This is a genomic window from Vibrio minamisatsumaniensis, from assembly GCF_050337445.1.
GTDB lineage: Bacteria > Pseudomonadota > Gammaproteobacteria > Enterobacterales > Vibrionaceae > Vibrio > Vibrio artabrorum.
Window position 1 is genome coordinate 1 of sequence record NZ_JAKJSY010000093.1, and the last position, 14,558, is coordinate 14,558.

A 14,558-nucleotide genomic window follows, 5' to 3' on the forward strand; every position below is an offset into this window, starting at 1 on the left:
GAGATGAGATATGAGATATGAGATATTTTTGAAATATGGAGCAGGCAAGACAAGCAAAAAATGCCAAACATCATGGTGCAATTTCTGTTATCTGTTTCTTATTCTACAGAAACAAAAAAGCCGAGCTAATGCTCGGCTTTTTATATTAATAATCCAGTATAGATTACTCAGCAGCTTCTTCAGCAGCTGGGCGGTCTACAAGCTCAATGTAAGCCATTGGAGCTTTATCACCAGTACGGAAACCACATTTAAGAATGCGAGTGTAACCACCTTGGCGAGCCGCAAAACGCGGGCCTAGTTCATTAAATAGTTTTGCTACTACTTCGTTATCACGAGTGCGAGCAAATGCAAGACGACGGTTAGCAACACTGTCTGTCTTAGCTAGGGTAATCAACGGCTCAATTACGCGACGTAGTTCTTTTGCTTTTGGCACGGTAGTTTTAATTACTTCGTGACGAACAAGAGAGCTAGCCATGTTGCTGAACATCGCTTTGCGATGACTGCTGTTGCGGTTGAGTTGACGACCACTTTTACGATGGCGCATGACCTAATCCTTCTAACTTTTCGATTAATCTTCAGCGATTGACGCTGGTGGCCAATTTTCTAGGCGCATACCTAGAGAAAGACCACGTGAAGCAAGCACATCTTTAATCTCTGTAAGAGATTTCTTACCAAGGTTTGGCGTTTTAAGTAGCTCAACCTCAGTGCGCTGTACAAGATCACCGATGTAGTGAATCGCTTCTGCTTTCAAACAGTTAGCAGAGCGAACTGTTAGTTCAAGATCGTCTACAGGACGTAGTAGGATAGGATCGAATTCTGGCTTCTCTTCCTTCTCCTCAGGTACACGTACATCACGAAGATCTACGAACGCATCCAGTTGTTCAGCTAGAATAGTAGCTGCACGACGGATTGCTTCCTCAGGTTCTAGAGTACCGTTCGTTTCCATATCGATAACAAGTTTGTCTAAGTCAGTACGTTGTTCTACACGTGCCGCTTCTACAGCATAAGCGATTTTATCAACCGGGCTGTAAGTAGCGTCAACAAGTAGACGACCGATTGGACGCTCATCTTCTTCAGTATGGATACGAGCTGAAGCTGGAACGTAACCACGACCACGTTCTACTTTGATACGCATAGCGATCTCAGCATTGTCATCCGTTAGGTGACAAATTACGTGCTCAGGGTTAGCGATCTCTACATCACCATCGTGGGTGATGTCACCTGCAACAACAGGGCCTGAGCCTGATTTGTTCAGTGTAATAAACACTTCATCTTTGCCCTCTGCAACGCGTACAGCCAAACCTTTTAGGTTTAGAAGGATTTCTAGGATATCTTCCTGAACACCTTCTTTAGTGCTGTATTCGTGTAGCACACCTTCGATTTCAACTTCTGTTACGGCACAACCCGGCATAGAAGATAGAAGAATGCGGCGAAGAGCATTACCTAGAGTGTGGCCGAAACCGCGCTCTAATGGCTCAAGAGTTACTTTCGCGTGTGTCGTATTGATCTGTTCAATGTCAACAAGACGCGGCTTAAGAAATTCTGTTACAGAACCCTGCATTGTGTCCTCTCTTTTTTTAACCTTACTTAGAGTAAAGTTCGACGATCAAGTGTTCATTGATGTCAGCTGACAAGTCAGAACGTTCAGGCATACGCTTGAATGTACCTTCCATTTTGCTAGCATCTACTTCAATCCAAGTTGGCTTTTCACGTTGTTCAGCAACTTCTAGAGCCGCTTTAATACGAGATTGCTGTTTAGCTTTCTCGCGGATAGAAACAACGTCGTTTGCCGCTACTTTGAAAGAAGGAACGTTTACAACTTTACCGTTAACTAGAATAGACTTATGGCTAACTAGTTGACGAGATTCAGCACGAGTCGCGCCAAAGCCCATACGGTAAACTACGTTATCAAGACGACCTTCAAGAAGTTGAAGCAGGTTTGCACCCGTGTTGCCTTTAAGACGTGCAGCTTCTTTGTAGTAGTTGCGGAATTGTTTTTCTAGAACGCCGTAGATACGACGAACTTTTTGCTTCTCACGAAGCTGAACGCCATACTCAGATAGACGACCGCGACGAGCGCCGTGTACACCTGGTGCGTTATCAATTTTACACTTGGTATCGATCGCACGGACACCAGACTTAAGGAATAAGTCAGTACCTTCGCGACGGCTAAGCTTCAGCTTAGGACCCAAATATCTTGCCATGATCTTTCTCCAATATTCCTAGAAACGAAACTTAAACGCGACGTTTCTTAGGTGGACGACAACCGTTATGAGGGATTGGTGTCGCATCAACAATGTTAGTGATACGGAAACCAGCAGCGTTCAGTGCGCGAACAGTAGATTCACGACCTGGACCTGGACCCTTAACCATAACTTCCAAGTTCTTTAGGCCATATTCTTTAGCCATTTCACCACAACGCTCAGCTGCAACTTGTGCTGCGAACGGAGTAGATTTACGAGAACCACGGAAACCTGAACCACCTGCTGTAGCCCATGCAAGAGCGTTGCCTTGACGGTCAGTGATAGTTACGATTGTGTTGTTGAAAGAAGCATGAATGTGCGCTACGCCATCAGCTACTTGCTTGCGTACGCGCTTACGCGCGCGAGTTGGTTGTTTTGCCATTGTACTCTACCTTATCCGACTATTTCTTGATCGGCTTGCGCGGACCCTTACGGGTGCGAGCGTTGGTTTTAGTACGCTGTCCACGTAGTGGTAGACTGCGACGATGACGAAGACCGCGGTAACAGCCAAGGTCCATAAGACGCTTGATGTTCATCGATACTTCACGACGTAGATCACCTTCTACAGTGTATTTAGCTACACCATCACGCAGTTGATCGATCTGCTCTTCAGTTAGTTCACTGATCTTAACATCTTCAGCAATACCCACTTCAGCTAAAATAGCTTGAGAGCGAGTTTTGCCAATACCGTAAATTGCAGTAAGTGCAATTACAGAATGTTTATGATCAGGAATGTTAATGCCGGCTATACGGGCCATTATTCACTCCTAAGGGGTTCATAAAAGAATTATCCGCAGCAAAGCCCGTTATGGATACGCTGCGGCATACTACTTCTTTTGCACGCAAAAGGTAGGCCGAGGAATATACTCGACTCTACCTAGTATTTCAAGTAAAAATTTCTGCTGATTAGCCTTGGCGTTGCTTATGCTTTGGCTCACTGCAAATCACGCGAACGACACCGTTACGCTTGATAACTTTACAGTTACGGCAGATTTTTTTAACGGAAGCACGAACTTTCATTGCTAAACTCCGTAAATGGAATCGAAATAATTACTACCGAATTAACGGCCGTAACCTTTCAGATTCGCTTTCTTTAACACAGAATCATACTGTTGTGACATCAGATGAGTCTGTACCTGTGCCATAAAATCCATGATAACAACCACTACGATTAGTAGTGAAGTACCGCCGAAGTAGAAACGTACGTTCCACGCGACCATCATGAATTCAGGAATCAGACATATAAAAGTAATGTATAGAGCGCCCGCTAGGGTTAATCTAGTCATCACTTTATCGATATATCTCGCTGTCTGCTCACCTGGGCGGATACCGGGTACGAATGCACCAGACTTCTTCAAGTTATCAGCTGTTTCACGTGGGTTAAACACCAACGCTGTATAGAAGAAACAGAAGAAGATTATAGCTGCTGCATAAAGCATTACATACAAAGGTTGACCTGGGCTAAGAGCTAATGACACGTCAGTTAACCAACCGAACGCGCTGCTTTCACCATTTTGACCAAACCACTGCGCTAATGTTCCTGGGAACAAAATAATACTTGATGCAAAAATCGCTGGAATAACACCTGCCATATTAATCTTAAGAGGCAAGTGAGAGCTTTGTGCTGCAAAAACTTTACGACCTTGTTGACGTTTCGCATAGTTAACGACGATACGACGTTGACCACGCTCCATGAAAACCACGAAGTAAATAACAGCAAAAGACAATACAGCAATCAACAGCAGAAGAAGCACATGCAATTCACCTTGACGCGCTTGCTCGATTGTTTGACCGACTGCAGAAGGCAATCCAGCAACAATACCTGCAAAAATCAGAATGGAAATACCATTACCGATTCCTCGCTCAGTGATTTGTTCACCTAACCACATTAAAAACATGGTACCAGTTACTAAACTCACGGTAGCAATAAGCGTAAACATGGTTTGGTTGATAACAACCAGATTGTCGACCATGTTTGGTAAGCCTGTTGCGATACCAATAGCTTGGAATATTGCAAGTACAAGCGTGCCATAGCGCGTATATTGGCTTATCTTACGACGGCCTGCTTCACCCTCTTTCTTGAGTTCCGCTAACGCTGGATGAACTACAGTTAGCAATTGGACTACAATCGATGCCGATATGTACGGCATGATACCCAATGCTAATATAGATGCACGCTCAAGGGCACCACCGGAGAACATGTTAAACATTTCAACGATGGTACCTTTTTGCTGATCGAACAAATCGGCAAGTACAGCTGCGTCAATACCAGGGATCGGCACAAAAGAGCCAGCTCGGAATACTAAAAGTGCACCAATTACGAATAGTAAGCGTGACTTTAGTTCACTTAAGCCGCTCTGAGCACTACGAAAATCTTTTCCTGGTTTCTTAGCCATCTGTACCTCGTTCCTCGAGATTATTCCTCGATTTTACCGCCTGCAGCTTCGATTGCAGCTTTAGCGCCTTTAGTCACGCGTAGACCTTTAACAGTTACCGCTTTGCTTAGGTCACCAGAAAGAACAATCTTAACAAACTCGATGTTCTTAGTGATAACGTTAGCAGCTTTAAGGCTGTTAAGATCAACTACGTCACCTGTTACTTTCGCTAGCTCAGCTAGACGAACTTCAGCAGACACTAGGCTCTTACGAGAAGTGAAACCGAATTTAGGTAGACGTTGTTTTAGAGGCATTTGACCGCCTTCAAAACCTGGACGAACAGAGCCGCCAGAACGTGACTTTTGACCTTTGTGACCGCGGCCACCTGTTTTACCAAGGCCAGAACCGATACCACGACCTACACGCTTCTTAGAAGGTTTAGAGCCAGCAGCCGGTGATAGAGTATTCAAACGCATTCTGATTACTCCTCAATCTTAACCATGTAGTAAACCTTGTTGATCATACCGCGTACGCACGGAGTATCTTCAAGTTCTACTGTATGGTTGATGCGACGAAGACCTAGACCTTTAAGACACGCTTTGTGCTTAGGTAGGCGACCAATTGAGCTTTTAGTTTGAGTTACTTTAATAGTTGCCATCGTGTGCTTACTCCGAAATAGATTCAACAGTTAGACCACGTTTAGCAGCAACCATTTCTGGTGACTTAACGTCTACTAGAGCACCAATCGTTGCACGAACGATGTTGATCGGGTTCGTTGAACCGTATGCTTTAGAAAGTACGTTATGTACGCCCGCAACTTCAAGTACAGCACGCATTGCACCACCGGCAATAACACCTGTACCTTCTGCAGCTGGCTGCATGTAAACTTTAGAGCCCGAATGACGACCTTTCACCGGGTGGTGAAGAGTGCCTTCGTTCAGCGCAACAGTAACCATGTTACGACGCGCCTTTTCCATTGCTTTTTGAATCGCTGCAGGTACTTCACGAGCTTTGCCGTAACCGAAACCTACGCGACCGTTACCGTCACCAACTACTGTTAGTGCAGTAAAGCTCATGATTCGACCACCTTTAACCGTTTTTGATACACGGTTAACTGCGATCAGCTTTTCTTGCAAATCATTAGCTTGTTGTTGTTCTTTAGCCATCTTCCAACCCTACCTTAGAATTTCAGACCAGCTTCGCGAGCAGATTCTGCTAGCGCCGCTACTCGACCGTGGTATTGGAAACCAGAACGATCGAATGCAACCGAAGCTACGCCTTTTTCAAGAGCGCGCTCAGCAACAGCTTTACCAACTGCTTTAGCTGCATCAACGTTACCAGTGTTCTTAACTTGCTCACGGATCGCTTTTTCTACAGTAGAAGCAGCTGCGATAACCTCAGAGCCGTTTGCCGCGATAACTTGTGCGTACACGTGGCGAGGAGTACGATGTACTACCAGGCGAGTCGCACCAAGTTCTGCAATCTTACGACGTGCACGTGTAGCACGACGGATGCGAGATGCTTTCTTATCCATAGTGATACCTTACTTCTTCTTAGCTTCTTTAGTACGCACATTTTCATCTGCGTAACGAACACCTTTACCTTTATAAGGTTCAGGAGCACGGTAAGAACGAATGTCAGCCGCAACTTGACCTACTACTTGCTTATCGCAACCAGTAATAATGATCTCAGTTTGGCTAGGGCACTCAGCTTTAACACCTTCAGGTAGAGCGTGCTCTACTGGGTGAGAAAAACCAAGAGTTAGACCTACAGCGTTGCCTTTCATAGCAGCACGGTAACCAACACCCTTAAGAGTTAGCTTCTTAGTGAAGCCCTCAGTAACACCCACAACCATGTTATTAACTAGAGCGCGAGCTGTACCAGCTTGTGCCCATGCGTTAGCAACACCTTCTTTCGGACCGAAAGTTAGGTTGTTTTCTTCCTGTGCAATAACTACGGCGCTGTTAAGAACGCGAGTAAGCTCACCTTTGCTACCTTTTACAGTAACTTCTTGGCCGTTTAGTTTCACCTCTACGCCAGCTGGAATAGCGACAGGTGCTTTAGCAACACGAGACATAATCTACTCCTTAAGCTACGTAACAGATGATTTCACCGCCAAGACCTGCTTTGCGAGCAGCACGGTCAGACATCAGACCCTTGGAAGTAGAAACAACTGCAATACCAAGACCACCCATCACTGTAGGTAAAGAGTCTTTATTTTTATAAACTCTTAAACCAGGACGTGATACGCGCTTGATTTGCTCGATTACAGGTTTAGCTTGGAAGTACTTAAGAGTAACTTCTAGCTCAGGTTTTGCTTCGCCTTCAACAGCGAAGTCTACGATGTAACCTTCAGCTTTAAGTAATGCAGCAATTGCAACTTTAAGCTTTGAAGAAGGCATTTTTACAGCAACTTTGTTTGCTGCCTGACCGTTGCGAACGCGGGTCAGCATATCCGAAATCGGATCTTGCATGCTCATAAGATTTACTCCAAATGATTAAGTGGCAATTACCAGCTAGCCTTACGAAGACCCGGAATCTCGCCTTTCATGCAAGCTTCGCGAACCTTAATACGGCTTAGACCGAATTTACGTAGGTAACCGTGTGGACGACCAGTTTGGTTGCAACGGTTGCGCTGACGTGATGCACTCGAATCACGTGGAAGAGATTGCAGTTTAAGAACCGCATTCCAACGATCTTCTTCAGATGCGTTTACATCGCTAATGATAACTTTTAGCGCAGAACGCTTTTCAGCGAACTTAGCTACTAGTTTTGCACGTTTAGCTTCACGTGCTTTCATTGATTGTTTAGCCATAACAGTAACCCTACCCTTACTTACGGAATGGGAAGTTAAAGGCAGCCAGCAGAGCTCGGCCTTCCTCATCGGAACCCGCAGAAGTCGTGATAGTGATATCAAGACCGCGGACGCGATCGACTTTATCGTAGTCGATTTCCGGAAAGATGATTTGCTCGCGAACGCCCATGCTGTAGTTACCGCGTCCGTCAAAAGACTTAGCGCTAACACCACGGAAATCACGTACACGTGGAAGTGCGATAGAGATTAAACGCTCTAAAAATTCCCACATGCGCTCACCACGCAAGGTTACTTTACAACCAATTGGGTAGCCTTCACGAATTTTGAAACCAGCTACAGATTTACGCGCTTTAGTGATAAGTGGCTTTTGACCAGAGATCGTTGCCATATCAGATGCTGCGTTTTCTAGTAGTTTCTTATCGTTGATAGCTTCACCAACGCCCATGTTTAGGGTGATTTTCTCAATCCTAGGGACTTGCATGACGCTTGTGTAGCTGAACTCTTTGGTAAGCTCAGCGACTACAGACGACTTGTAGTAATCATGCAGTTTCGCCATAGTAGAACTCCAAATTACTTCTAATTAGTTAGAAACAGTTTCGCCGTTAGATTTGAAGAAACGAACTTTCTTACCATCTTCGATACGGAAACCGATACGGTCTGCTTTACCAGTAGCCGCGTTAAAAACAGCAACGTTAGAAGCATCAATAGCTGCTTCTTGTTCAACGATGCCACCTTGTTGACCTAGAGCCGGAACCGGCTTTTGGTGTTTTTTAACAAGGTTGATGCCTTCAACGATAACTTTACCAGTTGTCAGAACCTTAGTTACTTTACCTTTCTTGCCTTTATCTTTACCAGCAAGAATGATTACTTCGTCATTACGACGGATTTTAGCTGCCATGTTGCCGCTCCTTACAGAACTTCAGGTGCTAGTGATACAATCTTCATGAATTTCGCGTTACGAAGTTCACGAGTCACAGGACCAAAGATACGTGTGCCGACTGGTTGCTCAGTAGTGTCATTTAACAATACACAAGCATTACTGTCGAAGCGAATGACAGAACCGTCTGGGCGACGAACGCCTTTACGGGTGCGCACTACTACCGCCTTCAGAACATCACCTTTCTTTACTTTACCGCGAGGAATCGCTTCCTTCACTGTAACCTTGATGACGTCACCGATATGTGCATAACGGCGGTGAGAGCCACCCAGAACCTTAATACACATTACCTTGCGCGCGCCAGAGTTATCTGCTGCGTCAAGTGTACTTTGCATCTGGATCATTGTTAGTGCTCCGCTAAATATTAAAACTAGACCCTCTCGGGTCGGGCTGCCTCTTTAAAAGGGACGCGAATTGTACCACCCTTTTTTTAAATTGGGTAGACAAAAAATAAACGGCTCCAAAAATAATTTGGAGCCGTTTATAAGTTATAGAATCACAAAGATTAAATCTTCGCTTTTTCTAGAACTTTAACCAATGTCCAAGACTTAGTCTTAGACAGAGGACGACACTCAGCGATTTCAACTTTGTCGCCTAGGCTACAAGTGTTGTCTTCGTCGTGTGCGTGTACTTTAGTCGTGCGTTTAACGTATTTACCGTAAATTGGGTGTTTTACAGTACGTTCGATAGCAACAACGATAGACTTGTCCATCTTGTCACTTACTACACGGCCTTGCTGGATGCGGTTAGTTTCGCTCATTATGCGCCTGCCTTTTCAGTCAAAACAGTTTTCACACGTGCGATGTCACGGCGTACAGCTTTTAGAGTATGAGTTTGCTGAAGTTGACCAGTTGCAGCTTGCATGCGCAAGTTGAACTGTTCACGTAGCAAAGTCAATAGCTCAGCGTTAAGCTCTTCAACGTTCTTTTCGCGTAGATCTTGTGCTTTCATCACATCACCTGCTTAGTTACAAAAGTAGTTTTAACAGGCAGTTTACGTGCCGCTAGGCGGAACGCTTCACGTGCCAACTCTTCAGGTACGCCGTTCATCTCGTACATAACTTTGCCTGGTTGGATTTGAGCAACCCAGTACGCAACTGAACCTTTACCTTTACCTTGACGAACTTCAAGAGGCTTTTCAGTAATCGGTTTGTCTGGGAAAACACGGATCCAGATTTGACCTTGACGCTTAATGTGACGTGTCATAGCACGACGTGCCGCTTCGATTTGACGTGCAGTCAGACGACCACGGCCAACAGCTTTAAGACCGAATTCGCCGAAGCTTACTTCAGTACCTTTAGCTAGACCACGGTTACGACCAGTCATAACCTTGCGGAACTTAGTACGTTTTGGTTGTAGCATCGTTCGACTCCTTACTTACGGCCTTTACGCTGCTTCTTAGGCTTATCGCCTTTAGGCTCTACTGCGTTAGCAGCTGGCATACCGCCTAGAATCTCACCTTTGAAGATCCAAACTTTAATGCCGATCACACCGTATTGAGTGTGAGCCGAAGAAGTTGCGTAATCAATGTCTGCACGTAGAGTGTGTAGAGGCACACGGCCTTCACGGTACCACTCTGAACGTGCGATTTCAGCACCGCCAAGACGGCCGCCTACTTGTACTTTGATGCCTTTAGCGCCTAGACGCATAGCATTTTGTACCGCACGCTTCATTGCACGACGGAACATAACACGACGCTCTAGTTGAGACGCGATGCTATCAGCTACAAGCTGACCATCTAGCTCAGGCTTACGTACTTCAGCGATGTTAATTTGCGCTGGTACACCTGCGATTTTAGCTACAGCTGCGCGTAGCTTCTCTACGTCTTCACCTTTCTTACCGATAACAACACCAGGACGAGCTGTGTGAATAGTCACACGGATGCTCTTCGCTGGACGTTCGATAACGATACGAGATAATGATGCTTTTTGTAGTTCCTTGGTAAGGAACTGACGTACCTTGAAGTCGCCGTCTAGGTTGTCAGCGAATTCGTTGGTATTAGCAAACCATGTAGCATTCCAAGGCTTGACGATGCCAAGACGAATACCATTAGGATGTACTTTCTGACCCATTGCTTACTCTCCTAGTCTTTAGCGATCTGCTACAACAATAGTGATGTGGCTTGAACGCTTCAAGATACGATCCGCACGACCTTTAGCACGAGGCATAATGCGCTTCATGATAGGGCCCTCATCTACGAAGATTTTAGCGACATTTAGATCGTCGATATCTGCACCTTCGTTATGTTCCGCGTTAGCGATAGCTGACTCAAGAACTTTCTTAACCAATACAGCAGCTTTTTTGTTGCTGAAAGTTAGAATTTCTAGAGCCTGGTCTACCGACTTACCGCGAATTTGGTCTGCAACTAAGCGAGCTTTCTGTGGAGAAATACGAGCAAAGTTATGTTTAGCTAAAGCTTCCATCATCTACTCCTTATTTCTTCTTAGCTTTCTTATCTGCAGCATGACCGCGATAAGTACGAGTTGGTGCAAATTCGCCCAGTTTGTGACCGATCATTTCTTCGGTAACGAAAACTGGAACGTGCTGACGACCATTATGGACAGCGATGGTCAAACCAATCATTGTTGGGATGATCATTGAGCGACGGGACCAAGTCTTAATAGGCTTTTTGTCTCCGCTTTCCACCGCTTTCTCTACCTTCTTCAGCAAGTGTAGGTCAATAAAAGGACCTTTCTTGAGAGAACGTGGCATGGCGATTCCTCTTTATAAATTATTTAGTGCGACGACGTACGATGTACTTGTCAGTGCGCTTGTTCTTACGAGTCTTGAAGCCCTTAGTAGGAACGCCCCAAGGAGATACTGGGTGACGACCACCAGATGTGCGGCCTTCACCACCACCATGTGGGTGATCCACCGGGTTCATTACTACACCACGTACGGTTGGACGTACGCCGCGCCAGCGTGAAGCACCAGCTTTACCAAGTTCACGTAGCATATGCTCAGAGTTACCAACTTCACCGATCGTTGCACGACCTTCAGAAAGTACTTTGCGCATTTCACCAGAACGTAGACGAATAGTTACGTATGCACCATCGCGAGCGATGATTTGAGCATAAGCACCAGCCGAACGAGCTAGTTGAGCACCTTTACCAGGCTTAAGTTCAACACAGTGTACAGTAGAACCTACTGGGATGTTGCGCATCGGCAGAGTGTTACCTGCTTTGATTGCAGCATCTACGCCAGATTGAATCTGGTCGCCTGCGTTAACACCTTTAGGTGCAATGATGTAACGACGCTCACCGTCTGCGTACAGAACTAGAGCGATGTTAGCACTACGGTTTGGATCGTATTCTAGACGCTCAACTTTCGCTGGAATGCCATCTTTAGTACGTTTGAAGTCAATTACACGGTAATGCTGCTTATGACCACCACCGATGTGACGTACTGTAATACGACCGTTGTTGTTACGACCACCGTTCTTAGAGTTTTTCTCTAGAAGTGGTGCGTATGGCTTACCCTTGTGTAGGTCAGCGTTAACAACTTTAACGACGTGACGACGACCAGGGGAAGTCGGCTTACATTTAACAATAGCCATTTTTACTACTCCTGTTATTCCGCGCCGCCAACGAAGTCAAGATCTTGACCTTCTTTCAAAGTAACGTAGGCTTTCTTAACGTCTGAACGACGGCCTTCACGCATACCTTGACGTTTGGTCTTACCCTTTAATACAAGAGTATTTACAGACTTAACTTCAACTTCAAATAGCTTTTCTACAGCTGCTTTGATCTCTTTCTTAGTTGCATCTTTAGCTACTTTGAAAACGATAGTGTTCGCTTTCTCAGCTGCCATAGTTGCTTTTTCAGAGATGTGCGGAGCACGTAGAACTTTTAAGATACGCTCTTCAGTGATCATGCTAGCATCTCCTCAACTTGCTTAACTGCGTCAGCAGTCATTAGAACCTTGTCGAAAGCGATTAGTGACACTGGATCAATACCAGCAACATCACGTGCATCTACTTTGTATAGGTTACGAGCAGCTAAGAATAGATTTTCATCTACTTCGCCAGTCACAATCAGAACGTCGCTTAGCTCAAGCTCTTTAAGCTTAGCTGCAAGTTCTTTTGTTTTTGGTGCTTCTACAGAGAAGTTATCAACAACGATTAAACGCTCTTGACGAACTAGCTCAGAAAGAATGCTCTTCATAGCACCACGGTACATTTTTTTGTTTACTTTTTGGCTGTGATCTTGTGGTTTCGCAGCAAAAGTAACACCACCTGTACGCCAGATTGGGCTACGAATTGTACCAGCACGTGCGCGGCCAGTACCTTTTTGACGCCATGGCTTAGCGCCACCGCCAGATACTTCAGAACGAGTCTTTTGAGCACGAGTACCTTGACGAGCACCTGCTGCATATGCAACAACTACTTGGTGTACAAGAGCTTCGTTGAAGTCACGTCCGAAAGTAGTCTCGGAAACAGTTAGTGCATCAGCACCTTTAACCATCAATTCCATTACTTACTCCTAGACGTTATGCTTTAATAGCCGGTTTTACGATCACGTTTCCGCCTGTTGAGCCCGGTACTGCACCTTTAATAAGGAGTAGATTGCGCTCAGCGTCAACACGTACGATCTCTAGGTTTTGAGTCGTTACACGCTCAGCACCCATGTGACCTGCCATTTTCTTGCCTTTAAACACGCGGCCTGGAGTTTGACATTGGCCAATTGAACCCGGTGCGCGGTGAGACAAAGAGTTACCGTGAGTCATATCTTGAGTAGAGAAGTTCCAACGCTTGATAGCGCCTTGGAAGCCTTTACCTTTAGATGTACCAGTAACGTCTACTTTTTTAATTTCGTTGAAAAGTTCTACGTTTAGCTCAGCGCCAACTTCAAACTCTTCGCCGTTTTCTAAACGGAATTCCCAAAGACCGCGACCTGCTTCTACACCCGCTTTCGCGAAGTGACCAGCTTCAGGTTTAGTTACACGGTTAGCTTTCTTAGCACCAGTAGTTACTTGGATTGCTGCGTAGCCGTCTGTCTCAAGAGTTTTAACTTGAGAAATACGGTTCGCTTCAACCTCAACAACAGTTACTGGGATAGAAACGCCTTCTTCAGTAAATACGCGGGTCATACCCACTTTACGTCCGACTAGACCAATCATTATTCTTATCTCCCTTAACCTAGGCTGATTTGAACATCAACGCCAGCTGCAAGATCAAGACGCATTAGAGCATCAACAGTTTTATCTGTTGGCTCAACGATGTCGATCAAACGCTTATGAGTACGAATTTCGTACTGGTCACGTGCATCTTTGTTGACGTGTGGAGAGGTAAGAACAGTGAAACGCTCTTTACGAGTAGGAAGTGGAATAGGACCACGAACCTGTGCGCCAGTACGTTTTGCTGTTTCAACGATTTCCGCAGTTGAAGCATCGATTAGCTTGTAATCAAACGCTTTAAGGCGGATACGAATACGTTGGTTCTGCATGAGACAGAGCTCCAATTATTAAAAATTACACAAACAATATCGCCACTCAAGCTCGAAAGAACGAGAGAATGCCGATTGATTTATGTGAAACCGTAGCATCCAAAATCAGGACGCATTGTCAGTTAACTTTTGAAGTAAGCACGAAGCTTACTATTTTTATTAACCGCGAACATAAGCTGAGTATACGTTACTAGGTAAGACCTACTCCTCAGTGCTCATTGGTTCACAAACCGGCGTTAGCCAGTGCGGTGCATTATACAGATCACACTTTAGTATGCAAGTGGTGTTAGGAAAATAATCGGAATATATTGAAAAAGGAGCTTGGGGAAATGTGGAGTATCACGCGATAAAAGAATGTTTCTCTCTAAATAACAAAAGGGAAGCCGAAGCTTCCCTTTTCAGATGCGTGCTCTTCTAATGAAGAGTGTGCAAAAATCTAAATGCTATTTAAGCAAAGATTTTAGCTACAACACCAGCACCAACTGTACGGCCACCTTCGCGGATTGCGAAACGTAGACCTTCGTCCATTGCGATTGGAGCGATTAGCTCAACCGTCATTTGAACGTTGTCACCTGGCATTACCATTTCTACGCCTTCTGGTAGAGTGATGTCGCCTGTTACGTCAGTTGTACGGAAGTAGAACTGTGGACGGTAACCTTTGAAGAAAGGTGTGTGACGGCCGCCTTCGTCTTTAGAAAGTACGTATACTTCAGACTCAAACTTAGTGTGTGGGTTGATAGAACCT

Annotated in this window: 29 protein-coding genes; all 29 read right to left on the minus strand. The window is 45.2% G+C overall.

Annotation, left to right across the window (positions count from 1 at the left end; translation table 11 throughout):
- Window positions 1-163: 163 nt before the first annotated feature.
- Window positions 164-544, minus strand: a complete 381-nt coding sequence (gene rplQ / locus L4B77_RS17225) for a 50S ribosomal protein L17 (RefSeq protein WP_004729812.1) — start codon at window positions 542-544, stop codon at window positions 164-166.
- A 24-nt stretch (window positions 545-568) separates the two neighbouring features.
- Window positions 569-1,561 carry a DNA-directed RNA polymerase subunit alpha gene (locus L4B77_RS17230; protein ID WP_004729813.1) on the minus strand — a complete coding sequence of 331 codons (993 nt, stop codon included), beginning with the start codon at window positions 1,559-1,561 and terminating at the stop codon, window positions 569-571.
- A gap of 22 nt (window positions 1,562-1,583) precedes the next feature.
- On the minus strand, window positions 1,584-2,204 hold the full coding sequence (gene rpsD, locus L4B77_RS17235) for a 30S ribosomal protein S4 (RefSeq protein WP_017076303.1): 621 nt from the start codon (window positions 2,202-2,204) through the stop codon (window positions 1,584-1,586).
- Between the two features lie 31 nt (window positions 2,205-2,235).
- A complete protein-coding gene (gene rpsK, locus L4B77_RS17240; RefSeq protein WP_004738778.1) occupies window positions 2,236-2,625 on the minus strand; it encodes a 30S ribosomal protein S11 in 390 nt (129 codons plus the stop codon).
- Window positions 2,626-2,644: 19 nt separating this feature from the next.
- Complete coding sequence (gene rpsM / locus L4B77_RS17245) at window positions 2,645-3,001, minus strand: 30S ribosomal protein S13 (protein WP_261838225.1); 357 nt, start codon at window positions 2,999-3,001, stop codon at window positions 2,645-2,647.
- A gap of 148 nt (window positions 3,002-3,149) precedes the next feature.
- Window positions 3,150-3,263, minus strand: a complete 114-nt coding sequence (rpmJ, locus tag L4B77_RS17250; protein WP_000868186.1) for a 50S ribosomal protein L36 — start codon at window positions 3,261-3,263, stop codon at window positions 3,150-3,152.
- A gap of 41 nt (window positions 3,264-3,304) precedes the next feature.
- Window positions 3,305-4,639: a preprotein translocase subunit SecY gene (secY, locus tag L4B77_RS17255; protein WP_261838226.1), complete on the minus strand. Its 1,335-nt coding sequence runs from the start codon at window positions 4,637-4,639 to the stop codon at window positions 3,305-3,307.
- A gap of 20 nt (window positions 4,640-4,659) precedes the next feature.
- Entirely contained in the window at window positions 4,660-5,094 is a 435-nt protein-coding gene (gene rplO / locus L4B77_RS17260) for a 50S ribosomal protein L15 (RefSeq protein WP_004736758.1), read from the minus strand.
- Window positions 5,095-5,099: 5 nt separating this feature from the next.
- The gene (gene rpmD, locus L4B77_RS17265) at window positions 5,100-5,276 is read right to left on the minus strand and encodes a 50S ribosomal protein L30 (protein ID WP_004736756.1); all 177 of its coding nucleotides are present in this window, start codon (window positions 5,274-5,276) and stop codon (window positions 5,100-5,102) included.
- 7 nt (window positions 5,277-5,283) lie between these two features.
- Window positions 5,284-5,784: a 30S ribosomal protein S5 gene (gene rpsE, locus L4B77_RS17270; protein WP_004738783.1), complete on the minus strand. Its 501-nt coding sequence runs from the start codon at window positions 5,782-5,784 to the stop codon at window positions 5,284-5,286.
- A gap of 14 nt (window positions 5,785-5,798) precedes the next feature.
- A complete protein-coding gene (gene rplR / locus L4B77_RS17275; protein ID WP_004738784.1) occupies window positions 5,799-6,152 on the minus strand; it encodes a 50S ribosomal protein L18 in 354 nt (117 codons plus the stop codon).
- 9 nt (window positions 6,153-6,161) lie between these two features.
- Window positions 6,162-6,695 carry a 50S ribosomal protein L6 gene (rplF, locus tag L4B77_RS17280; RefSeq protein ID WP_261838227.1) on the minus strand — a complete coding sequence of 178 codons (534 nt, stop codon included), beginning with the start codon at window positions 6,693-6,695 and terminating at the stop codon, window positions 6,162-6,164.
- 10 nt (window positions 6,696-6,705) lie between these two features.
- The gene (gene rpsH, locus L4B77_RS17285) at window positions 6,706-7,098 is read right to left on the minus strand and encodes a 30S ribosomal protein S8 (protein WP_004738788.1); all 393 of its coding nucleotides are present in this window, start codon (window positions 7,096-7,098) and stop codon (window positions 6,706-6,708) included.
- A gap of 29 nt (window positions 7,099-7,127) precedes the next feature.
- A complete protein-coding gene (rpsN, locus tag L4B77_RS17290; RefSeq protein WP_004738789.1) occupies window positions 7,128-7,433 on the minus strand; it encodes a 30S ribosomal protein S14 in 306 nt (101 codons plus the stop codon).
- 16 nt (window positions 7,434-7,449) lie between these two features.
- The gene (rplE, locus tag L4B77_RS17295; RefSeq protein ID WP_004736744.1) at window positions 7,450-7,989 is read right to left on the minus strand and encodes a 50S ribosomal protein L5; all 540 of its coding nucleotides are present in this window, start codon (window positions 7,987-7,989) and stop codon (window positions 7,450-7,452) included.
- 24 nt (window positions 7,990-8,013) lie between these two features.
- Complete coding sequence (gene rplX / locus L4B77_RS17300; protein WP_004738792.1) at window positions 8,014-8,331, minus strand: 50S ribosomal protein L24; 318 nt, start codon at window positions 8,329-8,331, stop codon at window positions 8,014-8,016.
- An 11-nt stretch (window positions 8,332-8,342) separates the two neighbouring features.
- A complete protein-coding gene (rplN, locus tag L4B77_RS17305; RefSeq protein ID WP_004736740.1) occupies window positions 8,343-8,714 on the minus strand; it encodes a 50S ribosomal protein L14 in 372 nt (123 codons plus the stop codon).
- Between the two features lie 161 nt (window positions 8,715-8,875).
- Entirely contained in the window at window positions 8,876-9,130 is a 255-nt protein-coding gene (gene rpsQ, locus L4B77_RS17310; RefSeq protein ID WP_261838228.1) for a 30S ribosomal protein S17, read from the minus strand.
- Window positions 9,130-9,321, minus strand: a complete 192-nt coding sequence (rpmC, locus tag L4B77_RS17315) for a 50S ribosomal protein L29 (protein WP_005597119.1) — start codon at window positions 9,319-9,321, stop codon at window positions 9,130-9,132. Before rpmC ends, rpsQ begins: the two co-directional genes overlap by 1 nt.
- On the minus strand, window positions 9,321-9,731 hold the full coding sequence (gene rplP, locus L4B77_RS17320) for a 50S ribosomal protein L16 (RefSeq protein WP_004736736.1): 411 nt from the start codon (window positions 9,729-9,731) through the stop codon (window positions 9,321-9,323). The genes rpmC and rplP overlap by 1 nt, the downstream gene beginning before the upstream one ends.
- Before the next feature lie 11 nt (window positions 9,732-9,742).
- The gene (gene rpsC, locus L4B77_RS17325; protein ID WP_004736734.1) at window positions 9,743-10,441 is read right to left on the minus strand and encodes a 30S ribosomal protein S3; all 699 of its coding nucleotides are present in this window, start codon (window positions 10,439-10,441) and stop codon (window positions 9,743-9,745) included.
- 18 nt (window positions 10,442-10,459) lie between these two features.
- Window positions 10,460-10,792: a 50S ribosomal protein L22 gene (gene rplV, locus L4B77_RS17330; protein WP_004736732.1), complete on the minus strand. Its 333-nt coding sequence runs from the start codon at window positions 10,790-10,792 to the stop codon at window positions 10,460-10,462.
- 10 nt (window positions 10,793-10,802) lie between these two features.
- The gene (gene rpsS, locus L4B77_RS17335; RefSeq protein ID WP_004736729.1) at window positions 10,803-11,081 is read right to left on the minus strand and encodes a 30S ribosomal protein S19; all 279 of its coding nucleotides are present in this window, start codon (window positions 11,079-11,081) and stop codon (window positions 10,803-10,805) included.
- A gap of 19 nt (window positions 11,082-11,100) precedes the next feature.
- Window positions 11,101-11,925 (minus strand): 50S ribosomal protein L2, encoded by an 825-nt coding sequence (rplB, locus tag L4B77_RS17340; RefSeq protein ID WP_429751952.1) that lies wholly within the window; start codon window positions 11,923-11,925, stop codon window positions 11,101-11,103.
- 14 nt (window positions 11,926-11,939) lie between these two features.
- Window positions 11,940-12,242, minus strand: coding sequence for a 50S ribosomal protein L23 (gene rplW / locus L4B77_RS17345; RefSeq protein WP_004736765.1), 303 nt, complete (start codon window positions 12,240-12,242; stop codon window positions 11,940-11,942).
- On the minus strand, window positions 12,239-12,841 hold the full coding sequence (rplD, locus tag L4B77_RS17350; RefSeq protein ID WP_261838229.1) for a 50S ribosomal protein L4: 603 nt from the start codon (window positions 12,839-12,841) through the stop codon (window positions 12,239-12,241). The genes rplW and rplD overlap by 4 nt, the downstream gene beginning before the upstream one ends.
- Window positions 12,842-12,857: 16 nt before the next feature.
- Window positions 12,858-13,487, minus strand: coding sequence for a 50S ribosomal protein L3 (gene rplC, locus L4B77_RS17355; RefSeq protein WP_261838230.1), 630 nt, complete (start codon window positions 13,485-13,487; stop codon window positions 12,858-12,860).
- Between the two features lie 14 nt (window positions 13,488-13,501).
- Window positions 13,502-13,813 carry a 30S ribosomal protein S10 gene (rpsJ, locus tag L4B77_RS17360; RefSeq protein WP_004736761.1) on the minus strand — a complete coding sequence of 104 codons (312 nt, stop codon included), beginning with the start codon at window positions 13,811-13,813 and terminating at the stop codon, window positions 13,502-13,504.
- A 447-nt stretch (window positions 13,814-14,260) separates the two neighbouring features.
- Window positions 14,261-14,558, minus strand: a 298-nt coding sequence (locus L4B77_RS17365; protein WP_486994379.1) for an EF-Tu C-terminal domain-related protein, incomplete at its 5' end; no start/stop codon positions are given.

What these genes read in the sequence shown, in the direction of transcription:
- rpsQ (WP_261838228.1), bottom strand. Translation starts at nt 9,130, where the DNA reads ATGAGCGAAACTAACCGCATCCAGCAAGGCCGTGTAGTAAGTGACAAG.
- rplC (WP_261838230.1), bottom strand. Translation starts at nt 13,487, where the DNA reads ATGATTGGTCTAGTCGGACGTAAAGTGGGTATGACCCGCGTATTTACT.
- rpsC (WP_004736734.1), bottom strand. Translation starts at nt 10,441, where the DNA reads ATGGGTCAGAAAGTACATCCTAATGGTATTCGTCTTGGCATCGTCAAG.
- rpsN (WP_004738789.1), bottom strand. Translation starts at nt 7,433, where the DNA reads ATGGCTAAACAATCAATGAAAGCACGTGAAGCTAAACGTGCAAAACTA.
- rpsD (WP_017076303.1), bottom strand. Translation starts at nt 2,204, where the DNA reads ATGGCAAGATATTTGGGTCCTAAGCTGAAGCTTAGCCGTCGCGAAGGT.
- rplV (WP_004736732.1), bottom strand. Translation starts at nt 10,792, where the DNA reads ATGGAAGCTTTAGCTAAACATAACTTTGCTCGTATTTCTCCACAGAAA.
- rplW (WP_004736765.1), bottom strand. Translation starts at nt 12,242, where the DNA reads ATGATCACTGAAGAGCGTATCTTAAAAGTTCTACGTGCTCCGCACATC.
- rplO (WP_004736758.1), bottom strand. Translation starts at nt 5,094, where the DNA reads ATGCGTTTGAATACTCTATCACCGGCTGCTGGCTCTAAACCTTCTAAG.
- rpsJ (WP_004736761.1), bottom strand. Translation starts at nt 13,813, where the DNA reads ATGCAGAACCAACGTATTCGTATCCGCCTTAAAGCGTTTGATTACAAG.
- secY (WP_261838226.1), bottom strand. Translation starts at nt 4,639, where the DNA reads ATGGCTAAGAAACCAGGAAAAGATTTTCGTAGTGCTCAGAGCGGCTTA.
- rplX (WP_004738792.1), bottom strand. Translation starts at nt 8,331, where the DNA reads ATGGCAGCTAAAATCCGTCGTAATGACGAAGTAATCATTCTTGCTGGT.
- rpsS (WP_004736729.1), bottom strand. Translation starts at nt 11,081, where the DNA reads ATGCCACGTTCTCTCAAGAAAGGTCCTTTTATTGACCTACACTTGCTG.
- rpmC (WP_005597119.1), bottom strand. Translation starts at nt 9,321, where the DNA reads ATGAAAGCACAAGATCTACGCGAAAAGAACGTTGAAGAGCTTAACGCT.
- rplD (WP_261838229.1), bottom strand. Translation starts at nt 12,841, where the DNA reads ATGGAATTGATGGTTAAAGGTGCTGATGCACTAACTGTTTCCGAGACT.
- rpsM (WP_261838225.1), bottom strand. Translation starts at nt 3,001, where the DNA reads ATGGCCCGTATAGCCGGCATTAACATTCCTGATCATAAACATTCTGTA.
- rplP (WP_004736736.1), bottom strand. Translation starts at nt 9,731, where the DNA reads ATGCTACAACCAAAACGTACTAAGTTCCGCAAGGTTATGACTGGTCGT.
- rplB (WP_429751952.1), bottom strand. Translation starts at nt 11,925, where the DNA reads ATGGCTATTGTTAAATGTAAGCCGACTTCCCCTGGTCGTCGTCACGTC.
- L4B77_RS17230 (WP_004729813.1), bottom strand. Translation starts at nt 1,561, where the DNA reads ATGCAGGGTTCTGTAACAGAATTTCTTAAGCCGCGTCTTGTTGACATT.
- rplN (WP_004736740.1), bottom strand. Translation starts at nt 8,714, where the DNA reads ATGATCCAGATGCAAAGTACACTTGACGCAGCAGATAACTCTGGCGCG.
- rpsH (WP_004738788.1), bottom strand. Translation starts at nt 7,098, where the DNA reads ATGAGCATGCAAGATCCGATTTCGGATATGCTGACCCGCGTTCGCAAC.
- rplE (WP_004736744.1), bottom strand. Translation starts at nt 7,989, where the DNA reads ATGGCGAAACTGCATGATTACTACAAGTCGTCTGTAGTCGCTGAGCTT.
- rpmJ (WP_000868186.1), bottom strand. Translation starts at nt 3,263, where the DNA reads ATGAAAGTTCGTGCTTCCGTTAAAAAAATCTGCCGTAACTGTAAAGTT.
- rpsK (WP_004738778.1), bottom strand. Translation starts at nt 2,625, where the DNA reads ATGGCAAAACAACCAACTCGCGCGCGTAAGCGCGTACGCAAGCAAGTA.
- rplR (WP_004738784.1), bottom strand. Translation starts at nt 6,152, where the DNA reads ATGGATAAGAAAGCATCTCGCATCCGTCGTGCTACACGTGCACGTCGT.
- rpsE (WP_004738783.1), bottom strand. Translation starts at nt 5,784, where the DNA reads ATGGCTAAAGAACAACAACAAGCTAATGATTTGCAAGAAAAGCTGATC.
- rplF (WP_261838227.1), bottom strand. Translation starts at nt 6,695, where the DNA reads ATGTCTCGTGTTGCTAAAGCACCTGTCGCTATTCCAGCTGGCGTAGAG.
- rplQ (WP_004729812.1), bottom strand. Translation starts at nt 544, where the DNA reads ATGCGCCATCGTAAAAGTGGTCGTCAACTCAACCGCAACAGCAGTCAT.
- rpmD (WP_004736756.1), bottom strand. Translation starts at nt 5,276, where the DNA reads ATGGCAACTATTAAAGTAACTCAAACTAAAAGCTCAATTGGTCGCCTA.